Origin of the sequence: Vibrio sp. Vb1026, from assembly GCF_033338745.1 — a bacterium.
In the GTDB taxonomy this organism is placed as follows: Bacteria; Pseudomonadota; Gammaproteobacteria; order Enterobacterales; family Vibrionaceae; genus Vibrio; species Vibrio alginolyticus.
Window position 1 is genome coordinate 66,785 of sequence record NZ_JAWOTH010000008.1, and the last position, 18,682, is coordinate 85,466.

Below are 18,682 nucleotides of genomic sequence, written 5' to 3' on the forward strand. Positions count from 1 at the left end.
CACTTTCAGAATGTATGATAAAGAACACATAGTGCCTGTTATTGTGTTCACAAACTGTGACAGTTCTGAGAGAAATCCTTGTGCACGCGACTACTCGTACTCCTTATCTGGTGGTATGCTAAACGGCAATTTGAAGGCCAAATCGTCTAGCATTTAATGCTATCTCGACAATATTTTTACGGTATATATTTGGCAAAGCACATCAAAAGGAGTCCTCCGTGTCTGAGTTCCATTCTGAGATCAGTACCTTATCACCTGCTCCACTTTGGCAGTTTTTCGATAAGATTTGTTCTATCCCTCACCCATCTAAACATGAAGAAGCATTAGCACAGTACATTATCAACTGGGCAACAGAGCAAGGCTTTGACGTTCGCCGTGATCCAACCGGTAACGTGTTCATCAAAAAGCCCGCGACACCTGGAATGGAAAATAAGAAAGCTGTTGTACTTCAAGCACACATCGACATGGTGCCGCAGAAAAACGAAGACACCGAACACGACTTCACCAAAGATCCAATCCAACCTTACATCGATGGCGAATGGGTAACGGCGAAAGGCACGACGCTTGGTGCAGATAACGGGATTGGTATGGCTTCTTGCCTTGCTGTATTGGCATCTAAAGACATTAAGCACGGCCCAATCGAAGTTCTGCTGACGATTGATGAAGAAGCAGGCATGACTGGCGCATTTGGTCTTGAGGCTGGTTGGTTAGAAGGTGAGATCCTTCTAAACACAGACTCTGAACAAGAAGGCGAAGTCTACATGGGTTGCGCCGGTGGTGTTGATGGCACCATGACTTTCGATATTTCTCGAGAAGCAACACCTGCAGGTTTCGTAACACGCCAACTGACGCTGAAAGGCCTAAAAGGTGGTCACTCAGGTTGTGACATTCACACAGGTCGCGGTAATGCCAACAAATTACTTGGTCGTTTCCTCGCCGGTCATGCGCAAGAGCTTGATTTACGTTTGGTAGAATTCCGTGGTGGTAGCTTACGTAATGCAATCCCTCGCGAAGCGTTTGTCACTGTCGCTCTTCCTGCTGAAAACCAAGACAAACTTTCAGAGTTGTTCGATCACTACACTGATCTGCTTAAAACTGAGCTGGGTAAAATCGAAACAGGTATCGTAACCTTTAATGAATTGCTTGCTAGTGACGCACAAGTATTTTCAATCGCCGATCAGCAACGCTTCATTGCCGCACTTAACGCTTGTCCAAATGGTGTCATGCGCATGAGCGACGAAATTGAAGGTGTGGTCGAAACGTCACTGAACGTTGGCGTGATCACTACTGAAGAAAATAAAGTGACAGTTTTGTGTCTGATTCGCTCTTTGATTGACTCTGGCCGCAGCCAAGTTGAGAGTATGCTACGTTCAATTGCTGAATTAGCAGGCGCACAAATTCAGTTCTCAGGTGCTTACCCTGGCTGGAAGCCAGATGCAGATTCCGAGATCATGGCAATTTTCCGTGATATGTATGAAGGCATTTACGGTCATAAGCCGAACATCATGGTCATCCATGCTGGTCTTGAGTGTGGCCTATTTAAAGAACCATACCCACACATGGATATGGTTTCTTTCGGTCCAACAATAAAATTCCCTCACTCACCAGATGAGAAAGTGAAGATTGATACTGTTCAGTTGTACTGGGATCAGATGGTAGCGCTTCTAGAGGCAATTCCAGAGAAAGCGTAATTCAATCACGAAATACAACAAAGGGTGCTTTACGGCACCCTTTTTTGTTTGGCTGGACCAATTTACACGCTATTTTGCGTATAAGCAGCTAGCTCATCCATTGAGGTTTGTGCAACGACCTCGCCATCAATGTAGTAAGTGACAAACTCACCATCGCGCACACCCATGAGTGTCGCCTTCTCGCCGTTATTGTAAGTAATATCCATTTGAACAGTATTCTCATCGATTTGCTGCATATGGCCCTGCTCAATAACACGGTTATTCGCTAACGGTGCAATTGGCGCCGTCGTTAACGATTTATCTAACTGGTGGTTTACATCAATGTAAGTATCCATCTTTGTATCGAAGATATGTGGCTTACCATTTAAAGGGTTCTTACCCGTCCAAAACTCTAGAGAGTTAAACACGATGTAGTCCGCTGCGATTGCGACACCATAAACAGGTGCTAAAAGCATGTTTAGACCACCTCGAGCGTAACGGTTATCTACAGCTTTCAAGTTAAACCCCATGACATAACCTGTCACGGCATTACTGCCAACGCAACCTGAAAGTGAAACTGCTACAGCAGTCAATGCACCAATTTTAGCAATTGCCTTTTTCATCAAAACCTCTAGTTAGAAATGTTAGACCTCAAATTCGGCGCGGATATTATCGGATAAAAAGTAGGGTTAAAAGTCCGTTTTTTTGTCCCTCATTATCAGTATTATTTTTAATACAGTCACATTTTTTAAGCCTATGATTGCTCTTCCTTCTGTACCTCTCGTTATGTATTAAACTGATAGAAAAGATCATATTGAAAACAAAAACTTCACACATGCTGAGGTTTCGCGCATGACGATTAAAGTAATTTGTCGTGTCCTTAATGAGAATGATTAGTGCGATTTTGCAGCAATTGTTACATTGCTGATAACGCATTTGACAGAGATGGTTTATGGCCAGAAGTAAAAAAAGCAAAGTGTTTGAGCTCTTAGGGCATCAAATACAACCAGGACAACGATTAGAGATCGAATTTGAAGCAGCGAAGCTATACACACATTCGCCTTTATCTATTCCCGTGGAAATCATCCATGGGAAACAAGAAGGGCCTGTGTTAATGGTGAATGCTGCTATCCATGGTGATGAGCTTAATGGCGTAGAAATCGTTCGTCAGATCATTAACCAACTGGATCCACAAAAACTGAAAGGCACTGTCATTGCAGTACCTATCGTTAACGTTTTTGGTTTCATCCATAAATCACGGTACTTGCCCGATCGACGAGATCTCAACCGTTGTTTTCCTGGCAGTGAAAAAGGCGCGCTTGCATCTCGAATGGCACACGGCTTCTTTAACAACATAGCCAAACGTTGTGACTACATTTTGGATCTGCACACTGGGGCCATTCACCGCACGAACTTGCCACAGATTCGCGCAAACTTAAGCAACCCAGAAACTCTGCGTATTGCTCAGGCGTTTGCGACGCCAGTGATTGTTGATTCAGCATTGCGTGATGGCTCTTTACGCAGTGAAGCAGAAAAATGTGATATCCCCGTGCTAACCTACGAGGCTGGCGAAGCATTGCGTTTTGATCCACTGTCAATCAGCGCTGGTGTACTCGGGGTTCGGCGTGTAATGCAAGCCATTGGCATGCTGCGCGCTAGCCGAAAAAAGCTGCCTGAGCCTATCATAGCGAAGTCCACCAGCTGGGTTCGTGCGTCAGGTAACGGTATTTTGCGTACTGTCGTTAATCTGGGAGACAAAGTGGAACAGGGTGAAACTCTCGCCTATATCAGCTCTCCTCTTGGACATGATGAGGTAGAGCTCAAAGCGCCAAAGCGTGGCTTGGTGATCGGTCAACAAACTTTGCCACTGGTTAATGAAGGCGATGCGATCTTCCACCTCGCTTACTTCAACCAAGGTGATGATTCGGTAGAACAAGCCGTTGAAAGTTACATTGAAGGACTGACCGAGTTCGATGTCGAGCCACTGACTACCGGACAGATCCCGTTAGAAACTCAGTAATTCCTACCAAGTAGGCGCCTGATTAGCTCAAAAGGAGCAACAGTGCTCGCACTATCTTGTTTAAAGCCAATAAGCTCAGCGTCCATGATGCTGGGCTTTTTGTTTTATGTACGCTAACGATACTTATCGTAGTTTCCACGAATGGATAAAAAACTTTACAATCCGTCGCAAAAACACATTTGATAATTAATCTCATTATCATTTATTAATCGTAATAATGTTCTTATAATCCGAGCTTCATAAAAACACTATAAATCATCAATATGAAACGATTAAAAAGTCATCCACTCAAAGTAAATCTCATTTCACTGGCTTTGCTCTTCCCTCTTTATTCATATGCCGAGACAGCGCCAAATGAAGAGCTTGAAGTCATAGGCGTTCGTTATGCCAAACCTATTACCATTGCTGAGCCTGCGCAAACCACCATTAATTGGTCAGAGATTGAAGAGCAACAGTACTCTAATTTTGCCTCAATGATCGATGCCGTTCCCGGTGCATCAATAGATGGTGGCGGTCGTTCTGGTGGCGAACGTATTAACATTCGTGGTTTTGATGATCCAAGCGATATCGCCGTCTTTGTCGATGGCGCTCCAATCGGCTTTCAACAATACCGCTACGGTACCTTCTTTTTTGATCCGTTCTTAATTGGCGAAGCAGAAATTATCAAGGGCGCGCACGACTATCGAGCACTCAACGGGAAGTTTGGTGGCTCCATTCGCATTAAAACCAAAAGTGTCGATGATCTCCTGTACGGCGAAAGAAACTTTGGTGCTCGCATCTCAAGTGCATACAACACCAACGGCGATGAGAACGCCTACACGCTAACACTCTATGGTAAAAACGATACTGGTTTTTATTTTCTAGCGAATGGCTCGGTAAAAGATTCTGATGACATTAAAGTCGGAGGTGGTGAAACGCTAGATTACTCAGGTTATGAGCAAGAAAACATGCTCGTAAAGGTCGGTTATGAAAATAACGATCACGAGTTTGAAATTAGCCATACTCGCTACAAAGATGAAGGTCGTAAACCTTGGGCTAACCGCCGCGGAAAAATGCCTAACATCACCGAATACAATATCAAGAAATACGGCTCATTAGAAAAAGCCCAATACGCTTACACCGTCGATAACAAATACACGGACAACACCACAACCATCTCTTACCACTACATGCCGACTAACCCGTATATTGATTTCAATATCAAAATGGCACGTTCCGAAAACGATCGTCATTGGGTTCGCCCTGACGTAGCATTCGAGAAAATGTTCGTTTCTGTTGGCAGTTACGGTCATGAGTCATGGCTGAGTTACGAGCGTGACTACGTTGATGTGTTTAACCAAGCGCAATTCGGAGACCACACTCTAGTCACTGGGCTTCAATATCAAAAAACCGATAGAGACTCGTTGGTATTCAACGCATCATACGACAGTAATGAAGCGAAAAACTACGGTTGGTACACCCCTTACTACGAACCATCTGGCACGCAGTCAATTTATGCCGCTTACATTGCTGATCACTATCAAGCAACAGACCGCCTAACAATCACACCTTCTCTGCGTTACGAATACATCAAGAGTGAAGGAAAAGGGAACGCAGCGCCGGATTATAATGATCCAGCTGCCGGACATAACTACGGTGAAACGACGCATAAAGGCTTTAGCCCACGTTTGGATATCGACTTTGATGCGAGCAATAATACGCGTTTAAACGCCTCCTACGCCTACGCTTTAAAAGCACCAACCGTTGATAACATCTACTCAGTGCAATATGCGCGAGCTACCGCTACGGCTACTGCTTTGAATCTGGACGTGTCTCGTATCCATGCTTATCAAGCAAGCGTTATCAACTTAACGGAAGGGCTGGTGAACTCTCGCGATAACCTCGCAACAGAGTTAACTATGTTCTATAACGATGTTAGCGACACAGTTGATATACGAACGGGCGAAAACCTCGACAAAAATACTACTGAGTTACAAAGCTGGAATACAAACCTAGATGGCTTTAAAAACTATGGCTTTGAGCTAATTTCACAATACCGGATTGAAGATTTCTACAGTAATTTCTCAGCAAGTTACATTCGCGGCAAAAACAAAGGTAGCCTATCTGACTCTACAGGTTCAGATGATGATCATCCTGATGTACCGCCATTAAACATTAATCTGGGTTTAGGTTACGAATGGATTCCTGGTTTACGTACGGGCTGGGAAGTCCGTTGGTATGATGCGCAAACCAAAACCAAGGCAAGCGGTAACAATTTAAAAGTGAAATCGCCAAGTGAGCAATACACGCTACAAAACGCTTACGTGGTTTGGGAAATACAACAAGTCGAAGGCTTGAGCGTTGGCGCGGTTGTGAAAAACTTAACCGATCGTTACTACGAAGCATACCTATCTAATGGCGTGCCTTCGCCTGGTCGCGAAGTCAAACTGCACCTCACTTATCAATACTAACCATACCTAAAAGATGCAGGGCAGACATTAACTGCCCTGTTATATCGTATCCAATGGCCATAATTGCACGCCGTTTTATTTATCAGTATTATCATTTCCTTTTGCTTGCATACACATTATGAACAATCTAAAAACACGGCTTCTTCTGATTTGCTTCTTCCCTGTAGGTAGCCTAGCGCAAGCTTCTGAGAACATTGCAGACTACTTACAAGAACAAAGCAAGCACCAAGTTTCAGAAGATTTTTACGCACAGCCAACAGCAAACAACCTGAATCTAGATGCAAAAACTAACTCTTTAACTTGGCACGAAGATGGTAAGCCGGATCACTGTCGTTACGCCAAGCAGCCCAAAGACGTCGCAACACATTTCGACTACGGTGAAGCAAACGATCTATCTGACGGCTTACAACACTTTGATTTACCGGAAAGACATTCTGCAAAGGTCAAATCGACACATCGCACTTATGCTAATAACCCTCACCTTCTTCCTGGCAATAAACAATTTGCAGCCCCTGAAGACGGCACGTTTAGCCTGTCCGTATCATCGGATTGTTTTTAGCCGATATAAATAAAAAATGCCCTGAGACAAAACTCAGGGCATTTTCACTATTTGTTTGATGGGTAACGTCACCATCTCACCGATTTAAACTTATTCTTCGTCAGTGTCTACTTCGGTTTCACGTGCTTTGCGGGCTTCTTCTTTACGAACTTTTGCCGCTAGTTGTTCTGCTTCACGCTCTTGACGTTGCGCTGCTTTACGCTCGTTACGAACCACTTGGTTTTGGATAAACCCAGCCAGTTCTTGTTCAGCCCAAGCTTGTGCTTTCTCTTCGCTGTCAAAGCCTGTTTCACGCTTTGATACTACAGTCTTACGAGATGTCACTTGGCGAGTGATTTCTGCGCTCCAGCCGTTACGTTTTTCAGTGACGCGGATAGCAAATTTTGGATTCTTAGACATTTCTTTCATTTCCTAAGGGATTTAGGGATCAATCAGGGATTCGGTCAACTTGATAACTCCATCTAAGCTGAGCTGTTTAACACCATCCCTTGGTAAGCGCGGTATTAGAGCATAAAAGTAATCTAAACGCTGCAAGTTTTTTACTCTAGATAATAGATGACAAAGAAGAGGCAGAACAAAGCAACGTTTCGCCAAGTCACTAGAAAGAGCGACGAAGAAAAAAGAGTGATAAGAAAAAAGAAAGCGCTGCTCTCTCAACCAACGCTTTACTTAAGCTAGATTAACCTTTGGTTAATTAACCGATATTCTTACGAGCATTTTGGAACATACGCATCCAAGCGCCATTTTCACCCCAACCTTCCGGAGCCCAAGAATTTGCAACTGTGCGGAATACGCGCTCTGGGTGAGGCATCATGATAGTTACGCGACCATCTGCTGTTGTTAAACCGGTAATCGCATTTGGCGAACCATTCGGGTTGTTCGGGTATTGTTGTGTTGGGTTACCGAGGTTATCCACGTAACGAACCGCAACCGTACCTGATGCTTCAATCGCTGCTAGGTGCTCTGCATCACGTACTTCTACACGCCCTTCTCCGTGGGAAACCGCGATTGGCATACGCGAACCAACCATGCCGTCGAAGAATACAGAATCAGATTTCTGAACTTCAACTAGACTAAAGCGCGCTTCAAAACGCTCAGATTCGTTGCGCACAAAACGTGGCCACAAGTCTGCACCTGGGATCAGCTCTTTCAGGTTTGATAGCATCTGACAACCGTTACATACACCTAAAGAGAACGTCTCTTCACGGTTGAAGAAGGCTTGGAACTGTTCACGAGCTTGTGCGTTAAACAGGATAGACTTAGCCCAACCTTCACCCGCACCTAGTACGTCGCCGTAAGAGAAGCCACCACAAGCTACTAGGCCATGGTATTCATCCAGTACCGCTTGGCCTGTTAGGATATCGCTCATATGGATGTCGGTTGCTTCAAAACCAGCTCGGTCAAACGCTGCTGCCATTTCGACGTGGGAGTTAACGCCCTGCTCACGTAGAATTGCCATCTTAGGTTTAGCACCTTTCGCAATGTACGGTGCTGCTACGTCTTCATTTACGTCGAAGCTGAGCTTAACGTTTAGACCAGGGTCAGAGTTGTCTTTCTTAGCTTCGTGCTCTTGGTCTGCACACGCTGGGTTATCACGTAGACCTTGCATCTTATGCGTTGTTTCAGCCCAGATAACGCGTAGTTCGGTACGTGAACGTTCAAGCACAACTGCATCACCAGAAGTGATAACAAAGTCGTCTGAAGCTTCAACAGAACCAATCACATGTGAGCATGCCTCTAAGCCGTTTGCCGCCAGAGTAGATAGAACTGAATCTAGATCATCATTCTTAACTTGAACAACCGCACCTAGCTCTTCGTTAAATAGAACGGCTAGCGCATCGTCACCCAGTTCTGCGATGTTCGCTTTTACGCCACAGTGACCCGCGAACGCCATCTCAGCCAGTGTAACAAACAGACCGCCGTCGCCTTTATCGTGGTAGGCCACTAACTTGTCATCACTTACTAACGCTTGCATTGCATCAAAGAAGCCTTTTAGCTGCTCTGCATTATCTACGTCAGCAGGTTTGTCACCCAGCTGTTTGTATACTTGTGCCAATGCTGTCGCACCTAAGCGGTTTTTGCCGTTACCCAAGTCAACAAGAACTAGAGAAGTATTTCCTTTGTCAGTGCGTAGTTGTGGAGTCACGGTCTTACGTACGTCTTCCACACGACCAAATGCCGTGATAACTAGCGACAGTGGAGATGTGACTTCTTTGCTCTCGCCGTTTTCTTCCCACTTGGTTTTCATCGACATGGAGTCTTTACCAACTGGGATAGTCAAACCTAAAGCAGGACACAATTCTTCACCAACCGCTTTCACTGCTTCGTAAAGACCCGCATCTTCACCTGGGTGACCCGCTGGAGACATCCAGTTCGCAGACAGTTTAATGTGTTTAATATCACCGATGTCTGTTGCCGCAATGTTCGTTAGTGACTCACCAACGGCTAGGCGAGCCGATGCTCCAAAGTCTAGTAATGCCACTGGCGTGCGCTCACCCATCGACATTGCTTCGCCATGGTAAGTGTCGTAGCTTGCCGCTGTTACTGCGCAGTTTGCTACTGGTACCTGCCAAGGACCAACCATTTGATCACGAGCAACCAGACCCGTTACTGTTCGGTCACCGATAGTAATTAGGAATGTTTTTTCTGCAACAGCAGGAAGACGAAGTACGCGATCCACCGCTTCATTAAGCTCAATACCATCACGAACAATGGCAGGGCTTTCCACTTTTAGTGTGGTTGCGTCACGGTGCATCTTCGGTGGCTTACCAAGCAGGATATCCATTGGCATATCGATTGGCGTATTGTCGAAGTGAGAATCTTCTAGCGTTAGATGACGCTCTTCTGTCGCCACACCCACCACTGCATACGGTGCGCGTTCACGCTTACAGATGGCGTCGAATGCTTCCATGTTTTCTGGCGCTACCGCTAGAACGTAACGTTCCTGTGATTCGTTACACCAGATTTCCAGTGGGCTCATGCCCGGCTCATCGTTTGGTACATCGCGTAATTGGAACTTACCGCCACGCTCACCGTCGTCGACAAGTTCAGGCAATGCGTTAGAGATACCGCCTGCACCCACATCGTGGATAAATGCGATTGGGTTATCGTCGCCTAACTGCCAACAACGGTCGATCACTTCCTGACAGCGACGTTCCATCTCTGGGTTTTCACGCTGTACCGAAGCGAAGTCCAGATCTTCTGCTGACTGACCAGATGCCATGGAAGATGCCGCACCACCACCAAGACCGATGTTCATTGCCGGACCACCAAGTACGATTAGGCTCGCACCTACAGGGATCTCTTTCTTCTGTACGTGTTCATCGCGGATGTTACCCATACCACCAGCAATCATGATTGGTTTGTGGTAACCACGAATTTCTTCACCCGCATGAGAAGTGACTTTTTCTTCGTAAGTACGGAAGTAACCCAATAGATTTGGACGACCAAATTCGTTGTTGAATGCCGCGCCGCCAAGAGGACCTTCAAGCATGATGTCTAACGCATTCACAATACGACCCGGCTTGCCGAAGTCGGTTTCCCATGGCTGTTCAAAACCAGGAATACGTAAGTTAGAGGTTGTAAAACCAACCAGACCCGCTTTTGGCTTACCGCCGATACCCGTCGCGCCTTCGTCACGAATTTCACCGCCTGAGCCAGTCGATGCGCCCGGCCACGGAGAGATTGCCGTTGGGTGGTTGTGCGTTTCTACCTTCATCAAGATGTGCGTATCTTCATGGTGGTACGTGTATTGACGAGATTTAGGGTCAGGGAAGAAACGCCCCGCTTTAGAACCTGTCATAACGGCTGCGTTGTCTTTGTATGCAGACAGCACATAGTCAGGTGTCGTTTCAAAAGTGTTTTTGATCATTTTGAACAAAGACTTAGGTTGATCTACCCCGTCGATAGTCCAATCTGCGTTAAAAATTTTGTGGCGACAATGCTCTGAGTTCGCCTGAGCAAACATCATCAATTCAATGTCGTTTGGGTTACGCCCAAGCTTAGTAAAGTTCTCTACCAAGTAATCAATTTCATCTTCTGCGAGTGCCAAGCCAAGGGAAACGTTTGCCTCTTCAAGCGCAAGACGACCGCCAGCTAAGATATCAACATGTGCGACAGGCTTAGGCTCTGCAACAGTAAATAATGCTGATGCGGCTTCAAATTCTGTGAATACTGTTTCCATCATACGGTCGTGAATTAACGCTTTAACAGCGTCAGCTTGAGCTTCTGATAGAACAACTGAAGATTCGACATAATAAGCCGTACCACGCTCTAGACGTTTCACTTTATCCAGACCACAGTTAACAGCGATATCGGTAGATTTAGAAGACCAAGGCGAGATAGTGCCAGGACGAGGCGTGACAAGAAGTAGAAGACCTTCAGGCTCATGCTCTTCGATGGTTGGGCCGTAAGTTAGTAACTTTTCAAGTTTTTCTAACTCTTGGTCATCAAGGTCTGACTTTAGATCGGCAAAGTGCATAAACTCGGCATAAATGCCAGTTACAGGCAGATCTTGTTCACGACAAAGTTCCAGTAGTTTATTAACACGAAACTCAGAAAGAGCTGGGGAGCCACGCAAAATTCTCATGTGCTTAGGTCTCTTATGCAATTGATTAAGGTGATATTGGAATAAATTCAGACACTTAAAATAAGCCCTGTCGAACCTATGCCGATTCCACCTCGTCATTGCGAGCGCATTATATAGTAATTGTTTTTGTGATGTAACACCAAAAGCAACCGTTTGCGTCATTTTTTTTGTCAAATTTGAATTACAACTAAAATGTCGATAAAACACACAATGTCACGTTATAAGTGTGTGATTCACTTTGCCCCATGAGCTCGCTTTGATATAAAGGCAAATAGAAATTTTCCAAGATGTACCTATTAATGCAAATAAGTCACTTCAACCGGCTCAAGCGCAGTGCTCTAATTTTAGTTTCTGTTCTTTTACTCTCTGCTTGCCAGATTGAGTCGGAGCCCAAAAGTGAATTTGAAAAAATTCAAGAACGTGGTGTGCTTCGTGTTGGCACGCTAAACAATCAGCTTTCCTACTACATAGGTCCCGATGGTCCCGCAGGGTTGGATTACGAATTGGCGCGTCAGTTTGCGGAGCAGCTCGGCGTCAAACTCGAGATTAAACCAGCCTTTCGCCAAGCTGAGCTTTTTCCTGCTCTTAAGAAAGGAGATATCGATATCATCGCTACGGGTTTAAATCAAACGTCACAAGCAGTCAAACGATTTAGACCAGGCCCTGCCTATTATTATGTAAGCCAACAAGTGGTATATAAAAAAGGGCAACTTCGACCACGTGATATCGAACAACTCATTGAATACCAAGCCTCGAAAGACGACGAGTCCGACGAAGATACAAATGCAGGCGCTCAAACATTAAAGATCGTTGAACAATCGCAATATGTTCCGACCCTAACAGCGTTAAAGAAGCAGTATCCAGAACTTCAGTTTGAAATTGTTGGTGATGCTGACACGAGAGACTTACTCAAATACGTATCGAAGGGTGAGTTACGTTTTACTGTGACTGATTCGGTGGAACTTTCCCTAGCTCAACGCCTTTACCCCGATCTTGCGCTCGCGTTCGAACTTACAGAAGATCAACCTGTGTCTTGGTTTACTCGACGTTCTGAAGACGAAAGCTTGTATGCAATGCTGATAGAGTTTTTCGGTAACATCAAACAATCAGGAGAACTGTCCACCCTCGAAGAAAAGTACATTGGTCATATTGAAGCATTTGACTACGTTGATACTCGCGCATTCATTCGAGCTCTGGATGACAAATTGCCTAAATGGGCACCTTTATTCCAAAAATACAGCGAAGAGTTCGACTGGCGATTAATTGCAGCATTGGCTTATCAAGAGTCACATTGGAAACCAACAGCAAAATCGCCAACGGGTGTTAGGGGGATGATGATGCTTACTCTGCCAACAGCGAAAAGCGTCGGGGTAACAAACCGTTTAGACCCTGAGCAATCTGTTCGTGGTGGTGTCGAGTACTTACGTCGCATTGTAGGTCGCGTGCCTGATAGCATCAACGAGCATGAAAAAATATGGTTTGCGTTAGCTTCATACAATATTGGTTACGGCCACATGATGGACGCACGACGACTCACCAAAGCACAAGGTGGCGATCCGAACGCTTGGGCCGATGTAAAAGATAGGCTGCCTTTACTGCGTCAGAAGCGCTATTACAGCCAAACTCGCTATGGGTACGCCAGAGGCGATGAAGCGCGTAATTACGTAGAAAATATTCGACGTTACTACCAATCCATCATTGGTCATGTCAGCCAACAGCCAGCGATTGATGAGAATAGCGATGACTTGCAAGTGATTCCGCCGCTCAACCCCGACATTTTGATATCGGGCGCAGTAGAGACCGTCGTAGAACAAGTCTCTGGCGCTTCTGACGTCACGGTTGAAGAAGACACCGAACAAGAAAGCATTGAAGAATAAACCCGCGGTAAACTAAAAAATGACGAGCCTATGAAGCTCGTCATTTTTGTTGAGTCCTAACGAAAACTTATCTAGACTCCAATATTCTGAGTGACACCAACCACACTCAACCATTTCTTTGGTTGGTCGCCTTTTCTTCATCGTTAGTAAAACTGATTGCTTTGTAACAGATTACTTTACAACCACATGGTTTAGCTCACTTGATGAAGCGGCGCTTTCGGCTACACTCTGCCGAAATAACGTCACTCCTATTATTAAGCATCGTATTGAAATTGTTTGCTGGCTCTGTGCAATGCAGAAGTCAAATGAAGAACGTTTAAACCATACAATGTTTAGTGCGATTATCGAGCCTATTGCCAAGCATCGATGAGCCGCACTTTACTGGTAAAAGTCTTGTCTGCAGGAGGTTTTGAATATGAGAAGACGTAGAGTGCAGTCAAAGCGTTTAAATAACACAGTAGCTGCTATCCGACGTAAACGTAAACTGACATGTATGAAAAAGAAAGTAAGTTCACGTAATCGTGTTTTTGTACATTTAGTCAATCACTAGTGCGTCCAAGCAAACATCTACCACGTTGTAGGTGTTTGCTAGCCCTCACTACTCCTACTACCTTGTTCGCTCTCTCCATTTTCTAATGCTTTTTGTGCTTGCTTCTTCGCTTTAATTTCCTTTCGGCGGCGCTTAAAAAACGCTTGTAGCTGAGTACGGCACTCATCTTCTAGCAGCCCCTTTTCAATTAAGGCGTAATGGTAAGCGGCTTGACTTTCAAACAAATTAAGCACTGTTCCTGCTGCTCCAGCTTTTAAATCTGGCGCTCCAAAAACAACCCGCTTAACGCGGCTATGCAATAAGGCTCCGGCACACATTGGGCATGGCTCAAGTGTTACATATAACGTCGTATCCAGAAGGCGGTAATTTTCTAGCTTTTGGCCTGCTTTACGCAGCGTTTGGATCTCAGCATGTGCGGTAGCGTCATTAGTACCAATAGAGCGATTCCACCCCTCAGCGATAATTTCACCATCTTTGACAAGCACTGCGCCAACAGGTACTTCCCCCTCAGCTTCTGCTTGCTCAGCAAGCTCCATCGCTCTGCGCATAAACAATTCATCTTGAGGGGAAAACGGATGGTTAGACAAAGGAGGCTCCAAAGAAACAAAAAACGATTGAAGTCAGGAATTTTATCACCAACTTCGGTTTCACTACAGCAACACATCACGGGACAAAGTCTGCAACTCCAAAAAACTAGTTACAAGACCTATCGATGTTCGTTTTACGAGAACAAAAAAACGCAGATCGAAGACCTGCGCTTTTTGGCTGCCAATTAGCGGCTTTCACACCCTACACGTTTTTACATTGTGTAAGTGTAAGGAGCTTGAATGCCTAGCGGGATACCTACCATCCAATAAGCAACTAGGAAGATAGACCAACCGATCAGCATTGCGATCGAGAATGGCATCATTAGTGACGCAAGCGTACCGATACCAGCCGACTTCACATAACGCTGACAGTAAACCACAACAAGAGGGAAAAATACCATTAGAGGCGAAATGATGTTCGATACAGAGTCACCCACACGGTAAGCCGCCTGAGACAGCTCAGGCGAGATACCAACCGCCATTAGCATTGGCACTAGGATTGGACCAATTAAAGCCCATTTTGCCGATGCCGAACCAATAAGTAGGTTTACAGACGCGGTTAGAAGGATCATACCGATGATGGTCACTTCTCCTGGTAGGTTCATCGCTTTTAAGCCTTCTGCGCCATACAACGCTAGCATCGTACCGATGTTTGACTGAGCAAATGCAGATAGGAACTGAGCACAGAAGAACGACATAACAATGTATGCGCCCATGGTTGACATAGTATCAGCCATCGCTTTGATAATGTCGTTGCTGGTCTTGAACGTTCCAGACACTTTACCGTAAACGTAACCAGGAATGATAAACAGAATAAAGATCAACGGCACGATAGACTTCATTATCGGTGCTGAGAAGGCAGTAATTTCACCTTCAGGCGAGCGAAGTGCTGATGTTTCTGGAATTAACGCTGCAACAAGTAAAGCAATACCCGCCATCATTGCCCAACCTGCATAACGGAATGCTTTTGATTCCAGTTCAGTAAATGAACCTAGGTTTGGCGCGGTTTCCGCATCATCATCAATTGGCATTTTTGATAAACGAGGCTCGATGATTTTCTCTGTCACGTACCAACCAATCCCCACAATAATGATAGAGGATAGGCCAGTGAAGAAGATGTTCGCTAATGGGTTAACCACATATTCAGGATCAAGAACCTGCGCCGCAGTTTGCGTAAAGCCAGCCAATAGCGGATCGATACCTGAAGGGATAAAGTTTGCAGAGAAGCCACCAGATACACCTGCAAATGCTGCCGCAATACCTGCTAAAGGGTGACGACCTGCCGCATGGAAGATAATACCGCCAAGAGGAATAACCAGAACATAGCCTGCATCTGCCGCAGTATGCGATACAATGGCAACCAAAATAAGCATTGGAGTAAGAAGCTTAGCTGGCGTGAAGTTCAGCATCTTCTTAAGACCCGTCGTAATAAAGCCCGAAGAATCTGCAACACCCACACCTAGCATTGCGACAAGTACGATACCCAGTGGCGCAAAGCCAGTAAACGTCGTCACCATGTTAGCAAGGAAACTTGCTAGCGCTTCGCCCGTAAGTAAGTTGGTGATACTAAGAGCTTCGCCCGTTCGAGGGTTTGGAAGATCGAATGATACATTCGACAAAAGTGCTGACGCCGCCCAAGTAATGATCAATGCCCAGAAGAACAAAATCGCAGGATCAGGAATTTTGTTACCTGTCCTCTCGATAAAGTTTAAAAAGCGCTCCATCCCGCTCGGCTTCGATGATGGTGCCTTATTTACAGCTTGGTTACTCATGGTAACTCCATAGTGAATGATGTTGGTGCCAAGGCCTATTTGAATAATTATAACGACCTACTATCCAACGAGTATTCTAGTAAACACCAATGGAGAAAGCACAAGGTTCTAGATTTTTTTCATAATTGGAGACATATTTTGCAAAAACACCACTTCAATTAAACATAATAAAAACAGTAGCACATCAACTCGATTAACAGTTCAAAAACCATTTATTAACCGTGACAAATCCGGTATCAAACAGGAATTACACCCGCATTTGTCTCAGCCCATGTATGCAATTGAACTTAGTTTTCGAATTCACTGTATTGTGAGATCATCGTTTTAAGCTGAACTGATCGCGTCTCGCCGATTCTATCCTTCCAGATAGAGGTAATGGTGATAGTTTTCAGTGTTCCTGAAACCGTGGCAGCTGGAACTTCCCACTCGACGACATAAGATCCAGCAACAGAAGAGCCTGTTGCAATAGAAGCAAAATTTGCAGGTGTGATGGTAGACATCGCCGCAGAAGCACCACGCGTCCGGAACCATTCGAGCTGGTTTTCTGCTAGACGCAGTGCTTCAATACTTTTTATGGCATATTCGGATTCGCGTTCTAGATATACGTTTAGCTTAGTTAAACCTAGAGCCCCAACACCGATAAGCAGAAAAGAAATTAGAACTTCAAGAAGGTTAAAACCTTTTTGTTTAGAGATCATTCCAGGAGCCCTTCTTCCAGCGGAAATTAATAATCGGATCAACGACCTCATCGATGTTATCTCGGTTGTAAGCAAAATTTAGAGAGTTAACAAAATAAGCACTGTAACCTGGACTATCTAAGACTTGTCCCCCCGAAAAACTAAATGAGCCACGCTGCAGGTAAACGACTTTATCTAGAGCAAGCGTGGGAAAGTTAGCCGCATCCCCAAAATGATCTTTGGCCTCGAACAAGTTCCAATGTGTATCTAAATCTGTAAGTGAATTAGTCGTAAGTTGATAGAGCATACCAGGGAATGTCATTGAACCATGTACAGCAAAAATACCATCTTGAACCACAAGTAATATTGGAGCTTCTCCAGTAGCGGCAAAAGCTTCATTAAGATAATCAATGCCTCCTTTGATTAGTATCCCATCAGAATCATTCTCATACTCTCCAGAGCTATTCTTTTTAGAGGAAGTAAACTCACAGGACCCCGTAACCCAAATATGAGTTTTCCCTGCTGAAATTTGCTCCCCAACTTTCTTTCCACAATCAGTAACGACTTGGTTAGTTGAGTCGTCGTAATCAATCGTAGTAAACCCCCAGCCTGATTTCACCGAGTTCCAGTCACTGCGTTGCTCTCTAAAAATGTCGTAAAATGGCTCTAGGTCTGCATCTTGAATAAAGTCCTCTCCGTAATCTGAGTCAGAAGAGGTCACACTCATATGTTCCGATTTACAATCTATATTGTTGTGAACAAAATCAGCATAAGGGGCAGAACCATGTATAACCCCTTGGTTTGTCGCTCCAGCACGTGAGTGAAATGCATTCTTATAGCGAATAGCAACACACTCCCACCCACTTCCTACAAATTCGCCAGGATCTGGTGTTGAAAATGCGGAGCTGCCATTAACGTATAAATCTGTACTACTTTTTAGTGCTCCGGACGCTCTTCCTCTTGAAAGGACAAGTTGTTTTTCAACGGTCCGGCTGGAGTTTGGAGCTGGTTTGCTTAACAGCTTGTTGTCGGTTTCCAATGCTAATTGATGTAAACCTAAAGGTGTTTCACATCGGCTTGAAATTAGTGAAGTTGCAGAAGAAATATCACCGGTACTTTGAACTAAAGAATAGAAACACTCCAATCCCCCTTCTGCAAGCCAATGTTCTTGTCGTGCTTCAATTTGATTATTGGCACGCTTGATCTGATAAAAAAGAGACTTGTAGCTACCAAGCGACATCATTAATGCCGCAACTAGCAATACACCCACAACTAATAACGCAGCTGCACCTTGTTGTTTCTTCATTACTGCCAGTTCCTTTGCATCGCAGTAAACGACTGCTGCGTGCGAATATCTGTCACGTCTTTCAATTCGGTTCCCAATGTAATGATCACCAGTGCACTTTTTGCATCAGTGCTTTCTAGCAAATCACTAGTCAGGTCAAATCGATTAACGTGAATAACTTTTTTATCAAAGAGAGTGTTACATGAGCCTGTGCCTGCAAGGTTGACCACGTCATTAACATCCCATATCGTTATTTGCTTTTTTTCACACACAAATAGCGACTCTGGCGTATTAACTCGTTGCTCATAAGCCACGTTTTTATATAAAGGAGCAGAGCCAGAAACACCTATGTAATAGGCGTAAGCAATTAGCCCTCTATCAACATCATCAAGAGTGTAAATTGTGTTCGCTGAGCCCGAGATTTTTATAGAATGACCATTGTTACCGTCAAAACCAGCACGCTGAATGTCGCTCTTGAGCATCTGCACGACACTTTCAGAATTCTGTAACAACATTAACTCTTTCGAACGCTCCATTATCACTCGTTGACCACTCACATAGATTGACCCCACTGTCGCAAGAGAAATAAGCCCAAGCACAGATGCGATCATAAACTCAATAAGGCTCGCCCCTTTTTGTTTAAACAT

The 18,682-nt window shown here is 44.8% G+C and carries 13 protein-coding genes; 5 read left to right on the forward strand and 8 right to left on the reverse strand.

Features of this window, described 5'->3' with window-relative positions; genetic code table 11:
* The first annotated feature begins 218 nt into the window (after nucleotides 1-218).
* Nucleotides 219-1,691, forward strand: coding sequence for an aminoacyl-histidine dipeptidase (locus R7E47_RS13700; RefSeq protein ID WP_145532397.1), 1,473 nt, complete (start codon nucleotides 219-221; stop codon nucleotides 1,689-1,691).
* Nucleotides 1,692-1,753: 62 nt separating this feature from the next.
* Here the strand turns inward: R7E47_RS13700 and R7E47_RS13705 are convergent, their stop codons facing one another.
* Nucleotides 1,754-2,293 carry a DUF3332 domain-containing protein gene (locus tag R7E47_RS13705; RefSeq protein ID WP_318084393.1) on the reverse strand — a complete coding sequence of 180 codons (540 nt, stop codon included), beginning with the start codon at nucleotides 2,291-2,293 and terminating at the stop codon, nucleotides 1,754-1,756.
* Nucleotides 2,294-2,622: 329 nt separating this feature from the next.
* Here R7E47_RS13705 and R7E47_RS13710 point away from each other — a divergent pair, with 329 nt between their 5' ends.
* The 3 genes from R7E47_RS13710 to R7E47_RS13720 all read left to right on the forward strand — a co-directional run bounded on the left by R7E47_RS13710 (nucleotide 2,623) and on the right by R7E47_RS13720 (nucleotide 6,699).
* The gene (locus R7E47_RS13710) at nucleotides 2,623-3,690 is read left to right on the forward strand and encodes a succinylglutamate desuccinylase/aspartoacylase family protein (protein ID WP_005391426.1); all 1,068 of its coding nucleotides are present in this window, start codon (nucleotides 2,623-2,625) and stop codon (nucleotides 3,688-3,690) included.
* A gap of 263 nt (nucleotides 3,691-3,953) precedes the next feature.
* Nucleotides 3,954-6,140, forward strand: coding sequence for a TonB-dependent receptor domain-containing protein (locus R7E47_RS13715; protein WP_017635690.1), 2,187 nt, complete (start codon nucleotides 3,954-3,956; stop codon nucleotides 6,138-6,140).
* Between the two features lie 118 nt (nucleotides 6,141-6,258).
* Nucleotides 6,259-6,699 (forward strand): hypothetical protein, encoded by a 441-nt coding sequence (locus R7E47_RS13720; RefSeq protein WP_005381599.1) that lies wholly within the window; start codon nucleotides 6,259-6,261, stop codon nucleotides 6,697-6,699.
* A gap of 90 nt (nucleotides 6,700-6,789) precedes the next feature.
* Here R7E47_RS13720 and R7E47_RS13725 read toward each other — a convergent pair whose 3' ends face one another.
* Complete coding sequence (locus R7E47_RS13725; RefSeq protein WP_025998700.1) at nucleotides 6,790-7,098, reverse strand: DUF3622 domain-containing protein; 309 nt, start codon at nucleotides 7,096-7,098, stop codon at nucleotides 6,790-6,792.
* A gap of 295 nt (nucleotides 7,099-7,393) precedes the next feature.
* A complete protein-coding gene (gene purL, locus R7E47_RS13730; RefSeq protein WP_318084396.1) occupies nucleotides 7,394-11,287 on the reverse strand; it encodes a phosphoribosylformylglycinamidine synthase in 3,894 nt (1,297 codons plus the stop codon).
* A 299-nt stretch (nucleotides 11,288-11,586) separates the two neighbouring features.
* On the opposite strand from purL, the gene mltF reads away from it, so the two are divergent.
* Entirely contained in the window at nucleotides 11,587-13,164 is a 1,578-nt protein-coding gene (gene mltF, locus R7E47_RS13735; RefSeq protein ID WP_025998701.1) for a membrane-bound lytic murein transglycosylase MltF, read from the forward strand.
* Nucleotides 13,165-13,752: 588 nt separating this feature from the next.
* Here mltF and tadA read toward each other — a convergent pair.
* The 5 genes from tadA to R7E47_RS13760 form a co-directional block, all read right to left on the reverse strand.
* A complete protein-coding gene (gene tadA / locus R7E47_RS13740; RefSeq protein ID WP_082240141.1) occupies nucleotides 13,753-14,301 on the reverse strand; it encodes a tRNA adenosine(34) deaminase TadA in 549 nt (182 codons plus the stop codon).
* Nucleotides 14,302-14,513: 212 nt separating this feature from the next.
* On the reverse strand, nucleotides 14,514-16,073 hold the full coding sequence (locus R7E47_RS13745; RefSeq protein ID WP_017820592.1) for an AbgT family transporter: 1,560 nt from the start codon (nucleotides 16,071-16,073) through the stop codon (nucleotides 14,514-14,516).
* Between the two features lie 287 nt (nucleotides 16,074-16,360).
* A complete protein-coding gene (locus tag R7E47_RS13750) occupies nucleotides 16,361-16,771 on the reverse strand; it encodes a prepilin-type N-terminal cleavage/methylation domain-containing protein (protein WP_054579040.1) in 411 nt (136 codons plus the stop codon).
* Entirely contained in the window at nucleotides 16,761-18,056 is a 1,296-nt protein-coding gene (locus tag R7E47_RS13755; RefSeq protein WP_054579039.1) for a hypothetical protein, read from the reverse strand. Before R7E47_RS13755 ends, R7E47_RS13750 begins: the two co-directional genes overlap by 11 nt.
* Complete coding sequence (locus tag R7E47_RS13760) at nucleotides 18,056-18,682, reverse strand: PilW family protein (protein ID WP_258484085.1); 627 nt, start codon at nucleotides 18,680-18,682, stop codon at nucleotides 18,056-18,058. The genes R7E47_RS13755 and R7E47_RS13760 overlap by 1 nt, the downstream gene beginning before the upstream one ends.